This window comes from Ruegeria sp. YTSA226, from assembly GCF_059609905.1.
The window spans coordinates 19,674-36,498 of sequence record NZ_JBXWMQ010000016.1; the positions used below are offsets into that span (position 1 = coordinate 19,674).

Consider the following 16,825-nt stretch of genomic DNA (forward strand, 5'->3'; position numbering starts at 1 on the left):
GGCAAGGCAGCAGGACTAAGGCGAGAGGCAAATATTATGGGCGGATTTGTCGGCGGAATGATCGCAGGCGCAGTTGTCGTTGTGGTGCTGGGGGCAGTCTTATCGCTCAACGCGCCGCTGTCGAAAAAGCCGTCCATAGCGACAGTCGCACCAGAACCTGCACCGGTGCAGACGTCGGAGAGCTCCGAGGTTGTCGCTGAGGCGGGTGCAGATGCCGATCTGCTCAAACTCCCTGCGCAGACGCCCGAGAATGAAGTCGAAGAAGAGGATTCTCTGGCCGGTTTATCCGAAGCAGAGAACGCCCCGGACAGCCAGCCGGTAGTGAATGACGTAAGCGTTCCGGTCGAAGCGCCGACGCCGAGCGAGGCGGATTCCGTAAGCATCTCGAGTGAGGCCCCGGTCGTTCCGCGAATGCCTGTCCCCGTTCAGCCTGCGCCGCTTGCCGACCTCAGCCCAGATGCCGCAGAAGATGCCCCTGAGCCACCGGCTGATCAGGTTGCTCTTGCCGAGCCCTTGCCCGAAGTCTCGCCTTCGGAATCAATCGAGCTGGAGGTGAATCCGGAGGATAGCCCAATCGCAGTGGAAGGGGACGAGGACACGCTGCCCAGTCAGCCTCTACCGCGTATCGCCTCGGTTCCGCAGATCGGCGCAGAGGACAACTCGTCGGGAAATACCACTATCGGGCGTCGTGTAGTGCCTTTGACTGAACGAGATGATGAAGCAGCCCAAGATCCGCAGGAAGAGGTTCCTGTAGGTAAACCGATCGAGGCCTTCGCAGAGAAGTTTGACAATCCGGATTCCAAACCCCTCATGTCGATCATTCTGATTGACGATGAGGGTGCATATGGCGCCGAGGCGCTTCAGGATTTCCCATATCCGCTTACGTTTGCGGTGCGCCCATCAGACCCCGATGCAGCTGAGAAAATGGCTCGACATCGGGCGGCCGGGTTCGAAGTGATGGTCACTGCTGACCTGCCCAAGGCGGCCAGCGCACAGGATGCTGAAGTATCGCTTTCGGTGTGGCTTGAAGCGTTGCCCGAAACGGTAGGAATTCTTGAAGGTGATGGATCCGGCATCCAGGGTAACCGGAAACTGGCGGATCAGGTCGCCGCCATCGCCGGTGGAACGGGTCGAGGACTGATCACTCAGGATAACGGGCTCAACACGGTACAGAAGTTGGCCTCCCGTAATGGAATTCCGTCTGCGGTAATCTTCAGAGATATCGACGGCGCGCGGCAGGATGCAAAAATCATGCGACGTTTCCTGGACCAGGCTGCGTTCCGGGCCGGGCAGGAGGGCACTGTTGTCATGTTGGGCCGGTTGCGCCCGGATACCATATCCGCCTTGCTGCTTTGGGGTCTGGAAGATCGCGGAGGCCGCGTAGCAATGGCGCCTATTTCGGCGGTGATGATGCAAGGGGCACAATAAGCCCGATCACATCCTTCCCCGAAACAGGCAGCCCAGACGGGCTGCCTTTATCAATTCTTGCCGGACAGCGTAAATCGGGCCGCGTCAGCCGCAGCGCGTCTGATCGCGTTGGACTTGTGGACGGTTTCCATGAATTCAGCCTCTGGATCGCTATCATACACAACGCCACCACCGGCCTGAATATATAGCTTTTGATCCTGAACGATGGCCGTTCGCAGGGCGATACACATGTCCATGTCTCCGCCGGCGCTGAAATAGCCGACGCCGCCGCCGTAGACACCGCGTTTTTCCGGCTCAAGCTCATCAATGATTTCCATGGCTCGTACCTTGGGCGCGCCCGAGACCGTCCCCGCAGGCATTCCCGCAAAAAAGGCGTCCAGCGCATCCTTACCCTCGGCCAGCTCACCCACAACGTTTGAAACGATGTGCATAACATGGCTGTACCGTTCAATGATGAACTCTTCGGTCGGGCGCACCGTTCCGATCTTTGAAACCCGCCCGGTGTCATTGCGGCCTAGATCCAACAGCATCAGATGTTCGGCCAGTTCTTTCTTGTCGGCCAGCAATTCAATTTCGTAAGCCTTGTCCTCTTCCGGGGTCGCTCCACGTGGACGCGTCCCGGCGATGGGTCGTATGGTGACTTCATTGCCAAACACGCGCACCAGGATTTCCGGGCTGGCGCCGATCACCTGAAACCCGCCAAAGTTAAAATAGAACATGAAGGGCGACGGGTTTGTTCGCCGCAGCGACCGGTACAGCGCAAATGGAGGCAGCGGGAAATCCTGCGTCCAGCGCTGCGCTGGCACTACCTGAAAGATATCACCAGCGCGGATGTATTCCTTGGCTTTCTCGACCGCCTCCAGATAACCGGATTTGGTAAAATTCGAGACGGGCGGGGCGACTTCGTACGCATCGCCAAGGTCACGTGTTTCAGCAGGCATCGCCCGCTCCAGATCGCGCACTGCGTCCATGACGCGCTCGGCGGCCTGGGCATATGCAGCCTTGGCCGACTGGCCATCGCTGACCCAGGCGGGGGAAACGACCGTGACTTCGCCCTTCACACCATCCAGAACCGCGACGACAGAAGGACGCAGCATGACGGCATCCGGCAGGCCCAAAGGGTCGGGGTTGATGTTCGGCAGATACTCGACCAAGCGCACCATGTCATAACCGAGATAGCCAAATAGTCCCGCCGCAGCTTGTGGAAGGTCATCAGGCAGCTCGATCCGGCTTTCGGCCAGAAGCGTCCGAAGGTTGTCCATAGGATCGCCATCCTGCGCCGTGAAAGCGTCCGGGTCGAACCGGGCCGAGCGGTTCAGTTCCGAGGTCTCAGCGCGACAGCGCCAGATCAGGTCGGGTTTCATACCGATGATCGAATACCGTCCGCGGACCTCGCCACCAGTCACCGACTCGAGCATAAAGGCGTCTTTTTGCGCGCCGGTCAGTTTCAGCATCAAGGAGACAGGCGTATCAAGATCGGCTGCCAGACGGGTGTAAACGACCTGGTTTTCGCCGGCCTCATAGGCGCGGGCGAAGCTGTCAAACTCGGGGGTCAGGGCCATATTCGGTCTCTTAATTAATAGCTCGCCTGAACGGCGTTCAGTGCTTGCTGATCCACCACAGGACGGGCGCGGGCCTGGGCGTCGCGAACATAGGCATCGAAAATGTTCTGTGCCAGAGCCTGATTCAGCTGAGCGGCCAGCGCTTGTTGAACCTGACGGCGTTCATCGGTCTCGGCAGGGGGCAACAATTCGTCAAGTCGAACGATCAACGCGACCCCGGCACCGGGAACGACGCGATAGCTTCCTAGTTCCATGTCGAACACTTCCGGCATGAACCCTGCGGGTACATCTTCTAGAAATGCAGTTCGTGTCAGAGCGTTTTCCACGCGGTGAGGTAGACCGGTCGTGGTGAAATCCCCGTTCTCCTGCAACTGCTCCAACACGGCATTCGCGTGGTCTTCCAACGCTTTGTCAGTTTGAACCTGTGTCCAGGCCGCCGCAACGCGATCACGCGCTGATTCCAGCGGTTCAGGCCGACGAGGAAGCGTTTCGTTCAGGCGCAGCGCAAAGATCGAACCGTCCTCAAGGAATGCAATCTCGGGAAAATCTCCGTCTTGCACGGCTTCGGCTGCACTGCGGAAACCGTCATATGCGGCCACGCCATCCTGACTGGCGCGAGTCCAGTCGATCTGTCCCAGCTCCATCCCAGTCTCGGCTGCCAACTCCTCAAGTGTTGCCCCGCCTGCAAGCAGGTCATTGATGTCTTCGGACTGAGCCTCGATCTGGCGGCGCGCACGGTCTGCGGCCAACTCTTCGCGCAGAGCTGGGGCGGCGTCTTCGAAGGGAGTGTTGTTCTCAGCCAGCGAGCCGTTGATACGGAAAAGGGCAGGGCCGAATACCGAGGGCAGAGGTCCAACAACAGTGTCCAGTTCAGCCGCGAAAATGGCCTCGGCCGCATCGCCTAGGTCGTCGCGGGTAACGTCGCCCAGATCCACGTCGCTCAGCTCAAGCTCACGGTCACGGACAAGTTGTTCGAAGGTTGTCCCGCCAACTTCAATCTGTGCCATGGCATCTTGCGCAGCGGCATCATCAGAAAAAGAAAGGCGTTCAACAAGGCGGCGTTCGGGTTGCTGAAACTCGTCTGCGCGCTGTTCGAAAAGCCGGAGAACTGAATCTTCGTCCACCTCGACACTATCCAGCAGCATATTGGGCGACAGAATCGTATAGGTCAGCTTTTTGGTGCGGGGCAGGGAAAACTGGTCCTGGTTCTCGTCGTAATAGGCCTGGATTTGTTCATCGGTTGGGGTTGCAACCGGCTCTGCCAAAGCTTCGGGTGAAACGGTTGCAACTGTAAAGCTGCGGCGGGCACCGACAAAGTCTGTCAGAACTTCAGTCAGGATCGAGGGCATTTCTACTCCGCTGACCACGGCATCCTGCACGATGGTCCGTGCGGATTCTTTCCTCAGATCGGTTTCAAACTCGGTGTCGGTCATACCAACCTGTTCAAGCTGAAAGCGATATGCCTCACGGTCGAAAGAACCATCAGGCCCCTGAAACGCAGGGATCGAGACGATTTCTTCCTGCAAATTTTCATCGCCGATCGAAATACCCAGCAGACCAACTTCGTTATCCAGAGCCGCCAGCGCGGTTAGGCGCGACAGAGCCAGCTGGTCCAAGCCAAAATCGCGGGCCTGTGACATTTGCAGGGGCTGGCCGGTCTGGCTTTCGACCGCGCGGATTTCGCGCTGAAGTTCGCGGACGTAATCGTCAATCGAGATATCTTCGTTGCCCACCTGTGCTACAGTGCGCACAGTTCCAGTCAGGCTGGTGGCGCCAAATCCTGCAAGGCCCAGCATCAAAAGACCCATGAGGATCCAGACAAAGGTCTTTGATAGATTTTTCATGCCTGCGGCCATGGTGCCCTCTTGTTTTATTCGGCAAGTATTTGCCCTGTCGGTTGCGGCCCTGAATACGACGCGCACCGCCGAGGGGCAAGCTTAGAAGGAGAGAGCGTGCAGGCGGTCAAACAATTCCGTAATTCCGTTGCGATCAAGATTGGCAAATGCGATGCGGACTTGTCGTTTCCCGGCCGGGTCGTGGTCGGGCATGAACATCGTGCCTGGCAGCAACAGAATGCCGGCATCCGTGACCAGCCGACGGGCTAAATCATCCGAAGAGATGTCAAACGGGTGTTCGAAATAGGCAAAATAGGCGCCCAACCCAAGCAACCGCCATCCTTTACTGGTCAGTTTGGGAAGTTGTCTTGTAATGACAGCGCGACGGTCGAGGATTTCCCTTCGTTCATCGGCCAGCCATTGCGACAGGTTTTGCATCCCCCAGAGCGCACCAAACTGACCGATTTGGTTTGGACAGATCGCGACGGTATCCAGAAATTTCTCAATCTCAGACAGCAGAGACGGACTGGTCGCAACAGCACCTACTCGGTGACCGGTCAGACGGTAGGCCTTTGAAAACGAATATAGATGAATCAGAGTGTCATCCCAGCCCGGCTGAGCGAACAGATCATGGGGCGGGCCGCTGCGGCTGTCAAAATCGCGGTAGGTCTCATCCACCAAGAGCTTAATACCGGTTTCGCGTGCCAGGTCGAAGAATGCGCTTAGCAGTTCGGCGGGATATTCGACGCCTCCGGGATTGTTCGGGGTGACCAGGGCAATGGCCCGAGTCCTTTCGGTGATCAAATCTCTTGCCGCGTTCGCGTCTGGCAACAGGTCATCATCAGTTCTCAGATCAATGGCATTAACACCTGTCATATCCAGCCACATTTTATGGTTGAAATACCACGGCGTGGGCAGAATGACCTCATCCCCTTGGTCTGTGATGGAGGAAATCGCAGCGGCGAAGGCCTGATTGCAGCCAGAAGTAATGGCAACCTGTTCCTGTGCGACAGGTGCGCCATAATGAACCGTAATCTGGCTGGCCAGTTCAGACCTGAGGGCGCTGTTGCCCAGAACCGGGCCATAGAGATGAGCGGAATCCTCGGTCGACGCATAAGCCGCCATCGCCTGACGCATCTCAAGTGGAGGCGGATCGACGGGGGCCGCCTGACTTACGTTTATCAAGGGCCGCTCTTCAGGGAAGGTCACGCCTTCGATCCACCGGCGCGCCTCCATGACTGGGGGCGGAAAGGTGGCGGCGGTGCGTGTCCGGGTCATCTCTGCGCCCCAGTCAGTTGCTGCGCTTGGGCCGGATCAATCCGTGCCCCGGTAGGGTTCGACATATTGCAAAGCCATATCCCACGGGAAGAAAATCCAGGTGTCCTGGCTGACTTCGGTGATGAAAGTGTCAACCATCGGGCGGCCTTTCGGCTTGGCATAAACCGTCGCGAAATGCGCCTTGGGATACATCGCCCGCACCAGTTCCAGAGTTTTGCCACTGTCGACCAGATCGTCGACAATCAGGATTCCGGTGCCGTCGCCCATGAGGTCAGCGTCGGGTGCTTTGAGCACTTCGGCTTCGCCTTGATCCTGGTGATGGTAGGAGCGCACGCTGATCGTGTCGACTGTGCGAATGTCCAGCTCGCGGCTGACAATCATCGCCGGTGCCATACCGCCACGGGTAATGGCAACGACGCCACGCCAGGCCCCATCATTCGGACCTTGCCCATCCAGCCGCCAAGCGAGCGCTCGGGAATCGCGGTGAATCTGATCCCAGCTGATGTGAAAGCCTTTTTCGTGGGGCAGGCGGTCCTTGGCACTCATGATTCAACCCTTCTCAACGTCTGGAGCATCAACGGCTTTCATACCGACGATGTGGTATCCCGAATCCACATGCAGGTTCTCACCAGTGACACCGCCGCTTAGATCGGAAAGCAGATACAGCGCCGAGTTGCCCACATCGTCGATGGTCACATTGCGGCGCAGGGGTGAGTTATATTCGTTCCACTTCATGATATAGCGAAAGTCGCCGATGCCGCTGGCGGCCAGTGTCTTGATCGGCCCGGCCGAGATCGCATTCACACGAATGCCGTCCTTGCCTAAATCCTCGGCCAGATATTTGACCGATGCTTCCAGCGCGGCTTTGGCAACGCCCATGACATTATAATGCGGCATCACCTGTTCGGCGCCGTAATAGGTCAGGGTGATGGCGCTGCCGCCTTCGGTCATCATCTTTTCGGCACGCTGCATCACGGCGGTAAAGGAATAAACCGACACGTCCATCGTGAGGTTGAAATTCGCCCGCGACGTATCAACGTAGCGCCCGCGTAGCTCATTCTTGTCTGAAAACCCGATTGCGTGGACAACAAAGTCCAGCTTTCCCCATTTCTCGGATAGCGCATCAAACAATCCGTCGATCGAGGCTTCATCGCTGACATCGCAGGGCAGGACGATTTCACTACCCAGCTGTGCCGCCAGAGGGTCAACGCGCTTTTTCAAGGCATCCCCTTGATATGAGAATGCTAACTCGGCCCCGGCCTCGGACAAGGCGCGGGCGATTCCCCATGCGATTGATTTGTCATTGGCCAGTCCCATGATGAGGCCGCGCTTTCCGGCCATCAACTGATTTGACATGTTCGGTTCTCCGCCTGTCTTCGCGTTATGTTGCGTTGGTTTATGCCATTGGCTGGTCTGCTTCAAGGTCGTGCACTCTTGCCCGTGGCGGGAACTCGCCCTAGGGTATCCCTCAATAGTTTCCAGGGGATGGAAATGAGCGAACGTGATGGCATCTTCGCAGGAACCGACCCATTTGCAATAGCAGGGCGGTGGCTGGGCGAAGCTGTGAAGAGTGAACCCAACGATCCTAACGCGATTGCACTGGCAACCGTGGGCGAAGATGGTATGCCCAATGTACGAATGGTGCTGTTGAAAGAGATCGAAGCCGACGCCTTCGTTTTCTACACAAATTACGAAAGTGCCAAGGCAGGCGAGTTGGACAATGCTGGCAAGGCGGCCTTCGTGATGCATTGGAAATCTTTGCGGCGTCAAATCCGCGTTCGTGGTACAATCACGCGCGAGGATGGACCAAAGGCTGATGAATATTATGCCTCCAGGTCATTGAAAAGTCGGCTTGGTGCATGGGCGTCCAAGCAATCTCAGCCGCTTAGCAGCCGTTCCGCGCTGATGGCGGATGTGGCGAAAGTGACCGCAAGGCTTGGCCCTAACCCTCCGCGCCCTAAATTTTGGGGTGGTTACCGGCTTGTGCCGACGGAAATTGAATTCTGGGCAGACGGCGCATTTCGTCTGCATGACAGGTTCAGGTGGTGCCGGGATGACGCTGCTTCCGAATGGCAGATTCAGAGGTTGAATCCATGACGTTCACGTGTCGCGAATTGCAATGCGCAGATAACAAAGGGATTTTTCACCTTGAATTTGCGCGTCAATCCCATACACATCGGACCCTTAATAAAGTGAAAAAAAACGCAGTGGGACCACAGTGCCAGAAGATCTGAACAACATGTACCGCGTCCGAGGACACGTTAAATGGTTCGACCCTGCCAAAGGATACGGCTTTGTCGTATCGGATGAAGGTGGGCCGGATATTCTGCTGCACGTAAACGTTTTGCGTAATTTCGGTCAAAGCTCGGTTGCAGACGGGGCGGGCATCGAAATTATGACGCATCGCACTGATCGCGGTGTGCAGGCTGTCGAAGTCATCAGCGTCGATCCGCCAGCGCGCGCCGATACGATGATGCTCGCGGATTTTGCTGAACTTGATCCAGTTGAGATTGCAGCGGCCCCTTTGGTGGCTGCGCGGGTTAAGTGGTTCGACAAGGGCAAAGGGTTTGGCTTCGCTAATGTATTCGGGCGTGGCGAGGATGTGTTCCTGCATATTGAGGTTCTACGCCGTTCGGGGCTTGCGGATCTGCAACCCGGTGAAGCATTGGCCATGCGGGTCATAGACGGACAGCGTGGTCGGATGGCGGCCCAGGTTATGGCCTGGGAAGCAGCTATGGATGACTGATCTGTCATGGCAGGGCTTTTCAAGGTTCTGACTGTTGTCTTGTTACTTTGGGCCGGTGGCGCAGACGCCGCCTGTCGTACAGATCGTGTTAGCCTGAAAAATGATAAGTCCCAAATCGGCTTTGATATTGAACTCGCCGTGTCGCCACAGGAGCGATCGCGCGGACTCATGTTTCGAGAATCGCTTCCGGTACGTTCAGGGATGCTGTTTGTATTTGACCCGCCGCAACCTGTTGCGTTCTGGATGAAGAACACGCTGATTCCTCTGGACCTGATCTTCATAGATAAGACGGGTATGGTAACGAAAGTTCATCACAACGCGATTCCCGGTGATTTGACCCCCATCGGAGGGGGCGATTCGGTATTCGCGGTGTTGGAAATCAACGCTGGTCTCGCAGATCGTTATCTGATCACGCCTGGAACACAGATCCAGCACAAAGTTTTTTCACATGGTCCGGCAATTTGGCCCTGTTAGGGCTTTTCAAATCAGAACGGCACGGTTAGGAAGGCGCACGGTTCGGGGCGTGGCGCAGTCTGGTAGCGCACCTGTTTTGGGTACAGGGGGTCGTAGGTTCGAATCCTGCCGCCCCGACCACTTCTTCAAAAATTAAAATGGCGACCCACCCATCGTTCGATAGATGGCGCTAAGGGTTTTATCCAATTCTTTGCTTTCTACAGGGACTTTTGCAGCAGGCCCTGTTTCGCGCGGCACATTAAAAAACAGATCCGCTTCAACCAGATAGCCACCTGTATTTTTTTCGGCGGTCAGCCGAGTCACACTTTTGGGTAGGTTCTGTGGATAGCCGTCATAGTTGAGAATCAGGTAGGCTGTGGTCTTCGGAGGCAGAAGTTCCTGACACTCGAACTGACGATTTCCGATTTTCCTAAATTCCTCACCCGGGCCGTTGCAAGATGTCTCGAACGTAGCAAACAACTTGTCGGGAAAGGCTGAGAACTGCGCGCTGCGCGATGTGGCGGGCGTTTCTTGTGGTGTGCAGGCCACGATCAGGGCAAACAGGGAAATTATTCGAAACGCGGTCATTGATCGGTCTGCCCTTTGTTGGATGTGCTTTTACGCGCACCTCTGAATAATGTCGAAATCGGCCGGATGCTGATTCTATTTCAGCTTAGACATCTTAAGGCTGGTTTATCAAATCGCGATAAGTAAGCCGGAAAGAACGGTTAATCGTATTACGGACTTGGCTAGGTGATGGCGAACCATGGCGGATAACTCTGTGGAGGAATCGGAAACTGTCCTTCACCAGTTTGTCTATGCGGATCGGTCAACATAAAAGATTCCAAAAATGGCGGAAAAAGGCCGTTGACGATCTATGTGTGAATACGCCAGATTGTATAGGCCGAAAGTGCTGCCACTAAATCTGGTAGAAAATCCAGAACGTGGCACAGGGCGAGGGCTGGAGAGCACATCATACTTACGTGCGTCCGTCGGAACGGGGTCACGTTGCTTCGGGCAGCGGCCGGTTTCCTGCGCCCAAGATTTTCGGTTAGGGCAGATGGTCCGTTTATTGGGATCAAAAGCCAAGGGACAAGTTGATTGAATCTAGGGCGGCGGACATGAAGATTGACAGAAAATTTACCAAATCGGGACAGGATGCTTATGCAGAGCTTAAGTTCGCTTCTGCGACGTCAGAAATCCGAAACCCGGATGGGACCATCGTTTTCCGCCTGGACGATATCGAGGTTCCAACCAGCTGGAGCCAGGTCGCAAGCGACGTCATCGCGCAGAAGTATTTCCGCAAGGCAGGCGTTCCGACCAAGCTGAAGAAGGTCAAGGAAAAGGATGTCCCTGAATTCCTGTGGCGTTCTGTTCCGGCTGAGGACGCTGAATTTGGGGGCGAAATCTCGTCCAAGCAGGTGTTTGACCGTCTTGCCGGCGCCTGGGCCTATTGGGGCTGGAAAGGTGGCTATTTCTCGACCGAGGATGACGCGAGCGCCTATTTCGACGAGATGCGTTATATGCTGGCGACTCAGCGCGCTGCGCCGAACAGCCCGCAATGGTTCAATACCGGCCTGCACTGGGCTTACGGAATCGATGGCCCGGCCCAAGGGCACCACTATGTCGATTATAAGACAGGCAAGCTGACCAAATCGAAATCCGCCTATGAGCATCCGCAGCCGCATGCGTGTTTCATCCAGTCTGTAGATGATGATCTGGTGAACGAGGGTGGCATTATGGACCTGTGGGTCCGCGAGGCGCGCCTGTTCAAATACGGAAGTGGAACCGGGACCAACTTTAGCCACCTGCGTGGCGAGGGCGAGGCACTGTCGGGTGGCGGTAAATCCTCGGGTTTGATGGGCTTTCTCAAGATCGGCGACCGCGCCGCTGGCGCGATTAAATCAGGCGGCACGACCCGTCGAGCAGCAAAGATGGTCATCGTCGATGCAGATCACCCAGACATCGAGAAATTCATCGAATGGAAGGTGATCGAAGAGCAGAAGGTGGCCTCGATCGTTGCCGGATCGAAGATGCACGAGAAGATGCTGAACGGCATTTTCGAGGCCATCCGCAGCTGGGACGGCGCACAGGAAGACGCGTATGATCCCAAGACGAATGACAGCCTGAAAAAGGCGGTTCGCGAGGCGAAAAATGTTGCGATCCCCGAGACTTACATCAAACGCGTTCTGGATTACGCCAAGCAGGGCCACGATAGCATCGAATTCCCGACCTACGATACGGATTGGGATTCGGAAGCCTACAGCTCGGTTTCGGGCCAGAACTCGAACAACTCGATTCGCGTAACCAACGCCTTCCTGACCGCTGTCGAGAAGGACGCGGACTGGGAACTGGTCAACCGCACAAACGGGAAAGTCGCCAAGACCGTCAAGGCGCGCGACCTGTGGGAAAAGGTTGGCCACGCGGCCTGGGCCTGCGCCGATCCCGGCATCCAGTTTCACGACACAGTCAACGAGTGGCATACATGCCCCAAAGATGGGGAGATTCGCGGATCGAACCCATGTTCGGAATATATGTTCCTCGATGATACGGCCTGTAATCTTGCGTCGATGAACTTGCTGACTTTCCTCAAGGATGATGAGTTCCAGGCAGTGGACTATATGCATGCCTCGCGCTTGTGGACCCTAACGCTGGAAATCTCGGTGACCATGGCGCAGTTCCCGTCCAAGGAAATCGCGCAGCTGTCCTATGACTTCCGCACTTTGGGTTTGGGCTATGCTAATATCGGCGGTCTGCTGATGAACATGGGCTATAGCTATGACTCGGATGAAGGCCGCGCGATCTGTGGCGCGCTGACCGCGATCATGACCGGTGTAGCCTATGCAACCTCGGCCGAGATCGCTGGTGAATTGGGTCCGTTCAATGGCTATGAGCGCAACGCCGATAACATGCTTCGGGTCATCCGCAACCATCGCCGCGCATCTCAGGGTGTGACTGAAGGGTATGAGAAACTGGCAGTGAAGCCTGTACCTCTGGACCATGGCAACTGCCCGGATAAACGTATGGTTGATCTGGCGATGTCAGCTTGGGACGAAGCGCTGAGCCTGGGTGAGCAGAACGGTTACCGCAATGCGCAGGCCACTGTGATTGCGCCAACCGGAACCATCGGTCTGGTGATGGATTGCGACACCACTGGGATCGAGCCGGACTTTGCTTTGGTAAAGTTCAAGAAACTGGCCGGTGGCGGATATTTCAAAATCATCAACCGCTCGGTGCCTGCAGCGCTGGAAAAGCAGGGGTATTCCTCGGCTCAGATTGAAGAGATCGTCAGCTACGCGGTTGGTCATGGCACCATCGGCAACGCTCCGGGGATCAACCACACCTCGCTGACGGGTCACGGCTTTGGCCCCAATGAACTGGCCAAAGTGGATGCCGCGCTGGAAAGCGCCTTCGACATCCGGTTCGTGTTCAACCAGTGGACTCTGGGCGAGGATTTCTGCACCGGGGTTCTCGGCATCCCTGCGACCAAGCTGAATGACCCGACCTTCGATCTGCTGCGCCATCTGGGTTTTACCAAAGCGGATATCGACGCGGCCAACGACCACGTTTGCGGAACCATGACGCTGGAAGGCGCGCCGCATCTGAAGGAAGAGCATTATTCGATCTTCGACTGTGCCAACCCGTGCGGCAAGAAAGGCAAGCGTTTCCTAGGTGTTGACAGCCACATCACCATGATGGCTGCAGCGCAGAGCTTCATTTCGGGTGCGATCAGCAAGACGATCAACATGCCGAATGACGCCACCATCGAGGATTGCCAGAAAGCTTATGAGCTGTCCTGGTCGCTGGGTGTGAAGGCCAACGCGCTGTATCGCGACGGCTCTAAACTGTCGCAGCCATTGGCAGCCGCGCTGGTCGAGGATGACGAAGAGGCAGCAGAAGTTCTGGAAACCGGGACGCCGCAGGAAAAAGCCGTCGTTCTGGCCGAGAAGGTCATCGAGAAGGTCGTCGTCAAGGAAATCATCCGCAGCCATCGTGAGAAACTGCCGCATCGCCGCAAGGGTTACACTCAAAAGGCAATCGTGGGTGGCCACAAGGTATACCTGCGCACGGGCGAGTTCGAAGACGGCCAATTGGGTGAGATCTTCATCGACATGCACAAGGAAGGCGCTGGCTTCCGTGCGATGATGAACAACTTTGCCATCGCCGTGTCGGTCGGTCTGCAATATGGCGTGCCGCTGGAAGAGTTCGTGGATGCCTTCACCTTCACCAAGTTCGAACCGGCGGGAATGGTACAGGGCAACGACTCGATCAAGAATGCGACGTCGATCCTGGATTACATCTTCCGCGAACTGGCCGTGTCCTACCTTGATCGTACTGATCTGGCCCATGTGAAACCCGAAGGCGCAAGCTTTGACGATCTGGGTCGGGGTGAGGAAGAGGGTGTCTCGAACGTGTCCGAGATCAGCGAAAGCGCTGCATCCAAGTCTTTGGAAGTTCTGAAACAAATCAGCTCGACCGGGTATCTGCGCAAACGGATGCCGCAGGAACTGATGGTTCTGAACGGCGGACAGAACGTGGTGAACGGCATGGCCGAAACCGCAGCCACTTTTGAAGCTCCGGTGGTTGAATCCGCCGCCGCAACCGGAATGGATGCCCGCACCAAAGCCAAGATGCAGGGCTATGAGGGCGATCCTTGCGGTGAATGCGGAAACTACACGTTGGTGCGCAACGGCACCTGCATGAAATGCAACACCTGCGGCTCAACAAGCGGGTGTAGCTGAGTTAAGCGCCCCGGCAACCCGGGGCGCAGGGGTCGGAAGCTGCCACAGTTACCGGCCCCGACGAATACGGAGCAAGGCGCAGAGACTTACCTTCGATGCCTTGGTCCACTCGGCCGACATGCCCGTGTTGGCCGGGAACAGGGTGGGGCGGAATATTTGCTCTTTCCCACTCTTTCACGGAACGGGTGCGCTCGTTCCATGCGACGTCCAGGCCGCAGGCAAACAAAACACCGGGCGGTCAACGAATGGAGCCTGGATGGCGAAACTGACAGGGGGCTTCGGCCCCCTTTCTTTTTGTCCTAAAGTCGTTAACTCGGCAGAGCCTCGCCATATTGCCTGTTTCCCATCGGGCAAGAACCGCCGACCGTGTTTGGGGGAGTTTTACCCAGCGACAGACCGCGGATGCGACTCTGGCAAACACGCGGAGTTTGGCGCGAAATCAAAGCGATGGTACTCAGTGGCTGACAACTGGTGGTGATTGCGTGTTCTTGATGCTTGTCCGGACACAAAACACACAAACTCTATCAGGAGGCATCACAATGAAACTGAATACTCTGGTCACATTTTCCACACTTGCTTTTGCTCTGCCGACTTTGGCTGTCGCGCAGTCTGCGGCGGATACCAATGGGGACGGCGTTCTGACAATCGAAGAAGTTCAGGCCGTCGTGCCAGACGTTGATGCAAACGGATTTGCAGCAATGGATGCAAATGGCGACGGCGCGCTGGATCAGGATGAAATTGCAATCGCGCAGGAAGCCGGGTTGCTGCCATCTACAAACGGCTGATCAACAAATTATCAAGGCGGCCAGACGAAAATTCTGGCCGCCTTTCTAAGTGTTTATCTGGGTAGGTGAATGTTGAATTTACTGCGAATCTGCGCATCCAATGCCGGATCGAACTGTGCCGGAGAAGAGGTCGACAGGATTTCCAGTTTTCGCGCGGTCGCTTTTTCGATCAAGTCAGGTTTGCCAAGCTCGACCCATTCTTTCGGAGACGTTCGATCTCCATGTGCGGGATACACATAATCGGCCTGCATGCGCCCAAGTGTGGCATCGGTTCCCAAATAGTGACCGGGCCCACCAAGGCAAACCTCGGCCATCTGATCCAATGCCAGTGTTTCGTCAGATACTTCGATCCCGCGGACGCAGCGCATCGCCTGTCCGATAAGATCATCCCCTAAGATCAAGCTTTCAAAGCAAAAACCCAACAGAGACGAGTGCATCCCGGCGGATTCATAAACCATATTCAGGCCCGACAAGCCGACCATGACGTTCGAGCACATCTGCTCCCATCCCGCTTGCATATCGGGCAATTTGGAATCCGACGCGCCTGCGGCGGCTCCGCCTGGCAGATCATAAAACTTGTGCATTTGGGCACAGCCTGCGCTGAGCAGAGCCTGTTCACCTGATCCTACGGACATGGCGCCTGTCCGAAGGTCCAACCCAAAGGGCCAGGTTCCAAAAATCGCCGGTGCACCTGGCTTTACGGCATTTACATAAACCAAACCGGCAAGACATTCTGCTGTCGCCTGGGCAATGGCGCCTGCGATTGTGGACGGAGCAGTTGCACCTGCCATTCCGGCCGAAAGAAGAAGAACAGGCATTCCTGCCTTGATGCATTCCTCCATCACCTGACAGCTTTCTGTGGCAAACTTCATGGGCGGTACGACAAAGCAGTTCGAGTTCGAGATGAATGGCCGCTCGCGCCACTTGTCTTCACCGCCTGCGATCATGTGGATTAGTTCCATCGCTGGCGCGACATAACTAGGATCGGTGAACGATGTGCCGATATGCTTGTAAGTACCAGAACTACAAGCGTAAATCGTGTTCAGGTCCATCTCGAGATTGTCGGAAATATCGCGACAAACCATCGGGCGCTGGACAAAATGGATGTTGTCCAGCTGTTGGCAAATCCGCGCGGCATCGTGCAGGTCCTGCACAGTCGAATCGCGGTATTCGCGGCCATTGACTTCAACCATACTGACAGCGGCACCGGCGGTCCCATAGTGAACCTTTGCCCCCGACAATTCCAGGTCAGTTTGACCATCCCGGCTGAACAATGTGACCGAGCGGTTGGCTTTGGCAATGGTGTCTTCAACCAGCGCGCGCGGAAACCGGATGCGTCCGTCGTCGCCAAGTGTGCAGCCCGCGCCAACCAGATAGTCGATCCCGCTTTGCGGAGCATCCGCCAGACCTATGGTTTCAAGCGCCTGCAGCGCGGCCTCGTGAATGCGTTCGACTTGTGGCTGAGTCAGTGGCTTGTAGCGTCCGCCCTCCATTCCCGGGCGGATAGGGCGCAGATGATCAGGCAGAGCAGATGCGCGGGCAGCACGACGCGCAGCACGTCCGCCACTGCGGGAAGAGTTACGGGGTTGGTCGTTCATGTTTAGGATCCAGTAGTGAGAAACGTATTTTGAGAGGCCTTACAAAAAGCCTGACGGCCGCCCCCTGGCAGCACGTCCCCGATCCGCGCCAATTGTGCGGCTGATCAGTTGGATTTTCCAAAATTCGTTCTGCATTTGGTTCCTCATCCAGTGGCCGCAGTGTTCCAATTCAGAACGGCATTATCTGTTCTATTTGCGACCTTGATGCCGAAAAGCGAAGCAAATTCTCAAGTGATTGTTGCCTAAAGATATTTTTCCCCGAGGCGGTCGAAATCTGCTATAATTCCTGTGCTTACTTGAATTGGGCCACTAGGCTAAACACTTTTTTAACGAATGCGGCCCAGTTTGTAGCAAATTGATCTGAATACTCGAAAGCATTGCTGAAAGGTTTTTGGTGA

13 protein-coding genes and 1 tRNA gene are annotated in these 16,825 nt (G+C 56.2%); 7 read left to right on the top strand and 7 right to left on the bottom strand.

Features of this window, described 5'->3' with window-relative positions; all coding sequences use genetic code 11:
• The first annotated feature begins 36 nt into the window (after nucleotides 1-36).
• Nucleotides 37-1,428 carry a divergent polysaccharide deacetylase family protein gene (locus AC2FFF_RS16530; protein ID WP_142633615.1) on the top strand — a complete coding sequence of 464 codons (1,392 nt, stop codon included), beginning with the start codon at nucleotides 37-39 and terminating at the stop codon, nucleotides 1,426-1,428.
• A gap of 50 nt (nucleotides 1,429-1,478) precedes the next feature.
• Here the strand turns inward: AC2FFF_RS16530 and trpE are convergent, their stop codons facing one another.
• The 5 genes from trpE to fabI all read right to left on the bottom strand — a co-directional run bounded on the left by trpE (nucleotide 1,479) and on the right by fabI (nucleotide 7,459).
• Nucleotides 1,479-2,990, bottom strand: a complete 1,512-nt coding sequence (trpE, locus tag AC2FFF_RS16535; RefSeq protein ID WP_281994570.1) for an anthranilate synthase component I — start codon at nucleotides 2,988-2,990, stop codon at nucleotides 1,479-1,481.
• 14 nt (nucleotides 2,991-3,004) lie between these two features.
• Nucleotides 3,005-4,846, bottom strand: a complete 1,842-nt coding sequence (locus tag AC2FFF_RS16540) for a peptidylprolyl isomerase (protein WP_281972046.1) — start codon at nucleotides 4,844-4,846, stop codon at nucleotides 3,005-3,007.
• 81 nt (nucleotides 4,847-4,927) lie between these two features.
• Nucleotides 4,928-6,103, bottom strand: coding sequence for an aminotransferase (locus tag AC2FFF_RS16545; protein ID WP_281972047.1), 1,176 nt, complete (start codon nucleotides 6,101-6,103; stop codon nucleotides 4,928-4,930).
• Between the two features lie 36 nt (nucleotides 6,104-6,139).
• Nucleotides 6,140-6,649: a xanthine phosphoribosyltransferase gene (gene gpt / locus AC2FFF_RS16550; protein WP_142633622.1), complete on the bottom strand. Its 510-nt coding sequence runs from the start codon at nucleotides 6,647-6,649 to the stop codon at nucleotides 6,140-6,142.
• 3 nt (nucleotides 6,650-6,652) lie between these two features.
• Entirely contained in the window at nucleotides 6,653-7,459 is an 807-nt protein-coding gene (fabI, locus tag AC2FFF_RS16555; protein WP_142633624.1) for an enoyl-ACP reductase FabI, read from the bottom strand.
• A 135-nt stretch (nucleotides 7,460-7,594) separates the two neighbouring features.
• Between fabI and pdxH the strand changes: the two genes are divergently transcribed.
• The 4 genes from pdxH (at nucleotide 7,595) to AC2FFF_RS16575 (ending at nucleotide 9,443) form a co-directional block, all read left to right on the top strand.
• Nucleotides 7,595-8,200, top strand: coding sequence for a pyridoxamine 5'-phosphate oxidase (gene pdxH, locus AC2FFF_RS16560; protein WP_142633627.1), 606 nt, complete (start codon nucleotides 7,595-7,597; stop codon nucleotides 8,198-8,200).
• A gap of 142 nt (nucleotides 8,201-8,342) precedes the next feature.
• A complete protein-coding gene (locus AC2FFF_RS16565) occupies nucleotides 8,343-8,849 on the top strand; it encodes a cold-shock protein (RefSeq protein ID WP_282021219.1) in 507 nt (168 codons plus the stop codon).
• Between the two features lie 6 nt (nucleotides 8,850-8,855).
• Nucleotides 8,856-9,323: a DUF192 domain-containing protein gene (locus AC2FFF_RS16570; RefSeq protein ID WP_281972048.1), complete on the top strand. Its 468-nt coding sequence runs from the start codon at nucleotides 8,856-8,858 to the stop codon at nucleotides 9,321-9,323.
• Nucleotides 9,324-9,366: 43 nt separating this feature from the next.
• A tRNA-Pro gene (locus AC2FFF_RS16575) sits at nucleotides 9,367-9,443 on the top strand.
• A gap of 12 nt (nucleotides 9,444-9,455) precedes the next feature.
• Here the strand turns inward: AC2FFF_RS16575 and AC2FFF_RS16580 are convergent.
• Nucleotides 9,456-9,890, bottom strand: coding sequence for a hypothetical protein (locus tag AC2FFF_RS16580; RefSeq protein WP_281972049.1), 435 nt, complete (start codon nucleotides 9,888-9,890; stop codon nucleotides 9,456-9,458).
• 533 nt (nucleotides 9,891-10,423) lie between these two features.
• Here AC2FFF_RS16580 and AC2FFF_RS16585 point away from each other — a divergent pair.
• Both AC2FFF_RS16585 and AC2FFF_RS16590 read left to right on the top strand, forming a co-directional pair.
• On the top strand, nucleotides 10,424-14,044 hold the full coding sequence (locus AC2FFF_RS16585; protein ID WP_281972050.1) for a vitamin B12-dependent ribonucleotide reductase: 3,621 nt from the start codon (nucleotides 10,424-10,426) through the stop codon (nucleotides 14,042-14,044).
• Between the two features lie 539 nt (nucleotides 14,045-14,583).
• Nucleotides 14,584-14,829, top strand: a complete 246-nt coding sequence (locus tag AC2FFF_RS16590) for an EF-hand domain-containing protein (protein ID WP_281972051.1) — start codon at nucleotides 14,584-14,586, stop codon at nucleotides 14,827-14,829.
• A 53-nt stretch (nucleotides 14,830-14,882) separates the two neighbouring features.
• On the opposite strand, the gene AC2FFF_RS16595 is transcribed toward AC2FFF_RS16590, so the two are convergent.
• On the bottom strand, nucleotides 14,883-16,427 hold the full coding sequence (locus tag AC2FFF_RS16595) for a trimethylamine methyltransferase family protein (protein WP_281972052.1): 1,545 nt from the start codon (nucleotides 16,425-16,427) through the stop codon (nucleotides 14,883-14,885).
• Nucleotides 16,428-16,825: the final 398 nt, after the last annotated feature.

What these genes read in the sequence shown, in the direction of transcription:
- AC2FFF_RS16530 (WP_142633615.1), top strand. Translation starts at nt 37, where the DNA reads ATGGGCGGATTTGTCGGCGGAATGATCGCAGGCGCAGTTGTCGTTGTG.
- trpE (WP_281994570.1), bottom strand. Translation starts at nt 2,990, where the DNA reads ATGGCCCTGACCCCCGAGTTTGACAGCTTCGCCCGCGCCTATGAGGCC.
- AC2FFF_RS16540 (WP_281972046.1), bottom strand. Translation starts at nt 4,846, where the DNA reads ATGGCCGCAGGCATGAAAAATCTATCAAAGACCTTTGTCTGGATCCTC.
- AC2FFF_RS16545 (WP_281972047.1), bottom strand. Translation starts at nt 6,103, where the DNA reads ATGACCCGGACACGCACCGCCGCCACCTTTCCGCCCCCAGTCATGGAG.
- gpt (WP_142633622.1), bottom strand. Translation starts at nt 6,649, where the DNA reads ATGAGTGCCAAGGACCGCCTGCCCCACGAAAAAGGCTTTCACATCAGC.
- fabI (WP_142633624.1), bottom strand. Translation starts at nt 7,459, where the DNA reads ATGTCAAATCAGTTGATGGCCGGAAAGCGCGGCCTCATCATGGGACTG.
- pdxH (WP_142633627.1), top strand. Translation starts at nt 7,595, where the DNA reads ATGAGCGAACGTGATGGCATCTTCGCAGGAACCGACCCATTTGCAATA.
- AC2FFF_RS16565 (WP_282021219.1), top strand. Translation starts at nt 8,343, where the DNA reads ATGTACCGCGTCCGAGGACACGTTAAATGGTTCGACCCTGCCAAAGGA.
- AC2FFF_RS16570 (WP_281972048.1), top strand. Translation starts at nt 8,856, where the DNA reads ATGGCAGGGCTTTTCAAGGTTCTGACTGTTGTCTTGTTACTTTGGGCC.
- AC2FFF_RS16580 (WP_281972049.1), bottom strand. Translation starts at nt 9,890, where the DNA reads ATGACCGCGTTTCGAATAATTTCCCTGTTTGCCCTGATCGTGGCCTGC.
- AC2FFF_RS16585 (WP_281972050.1), top strand. Translation starts at nt 10,424, where the DNA reads ATGAAGATTGACAGAAAATTTACCAAATCGGGACAGGATGCTTATGCA.
- AC2FFF_RS16590 (WP_281972051.1), top strand. Translation starts at nt 14,584, where the DNA reads ATGAAACTGAATACTCTGGTCACATTTTCCACACTTGCTTTTGCTCTG.
- AC2FFF_RS16595 (WP_281972052.1), bottom strand. Translation starts at nt 16,427, where the DNA reads ATGAACGACCAACCCCGTAACTCTTCCCGCAGTGGCGGACGTGCTGCG.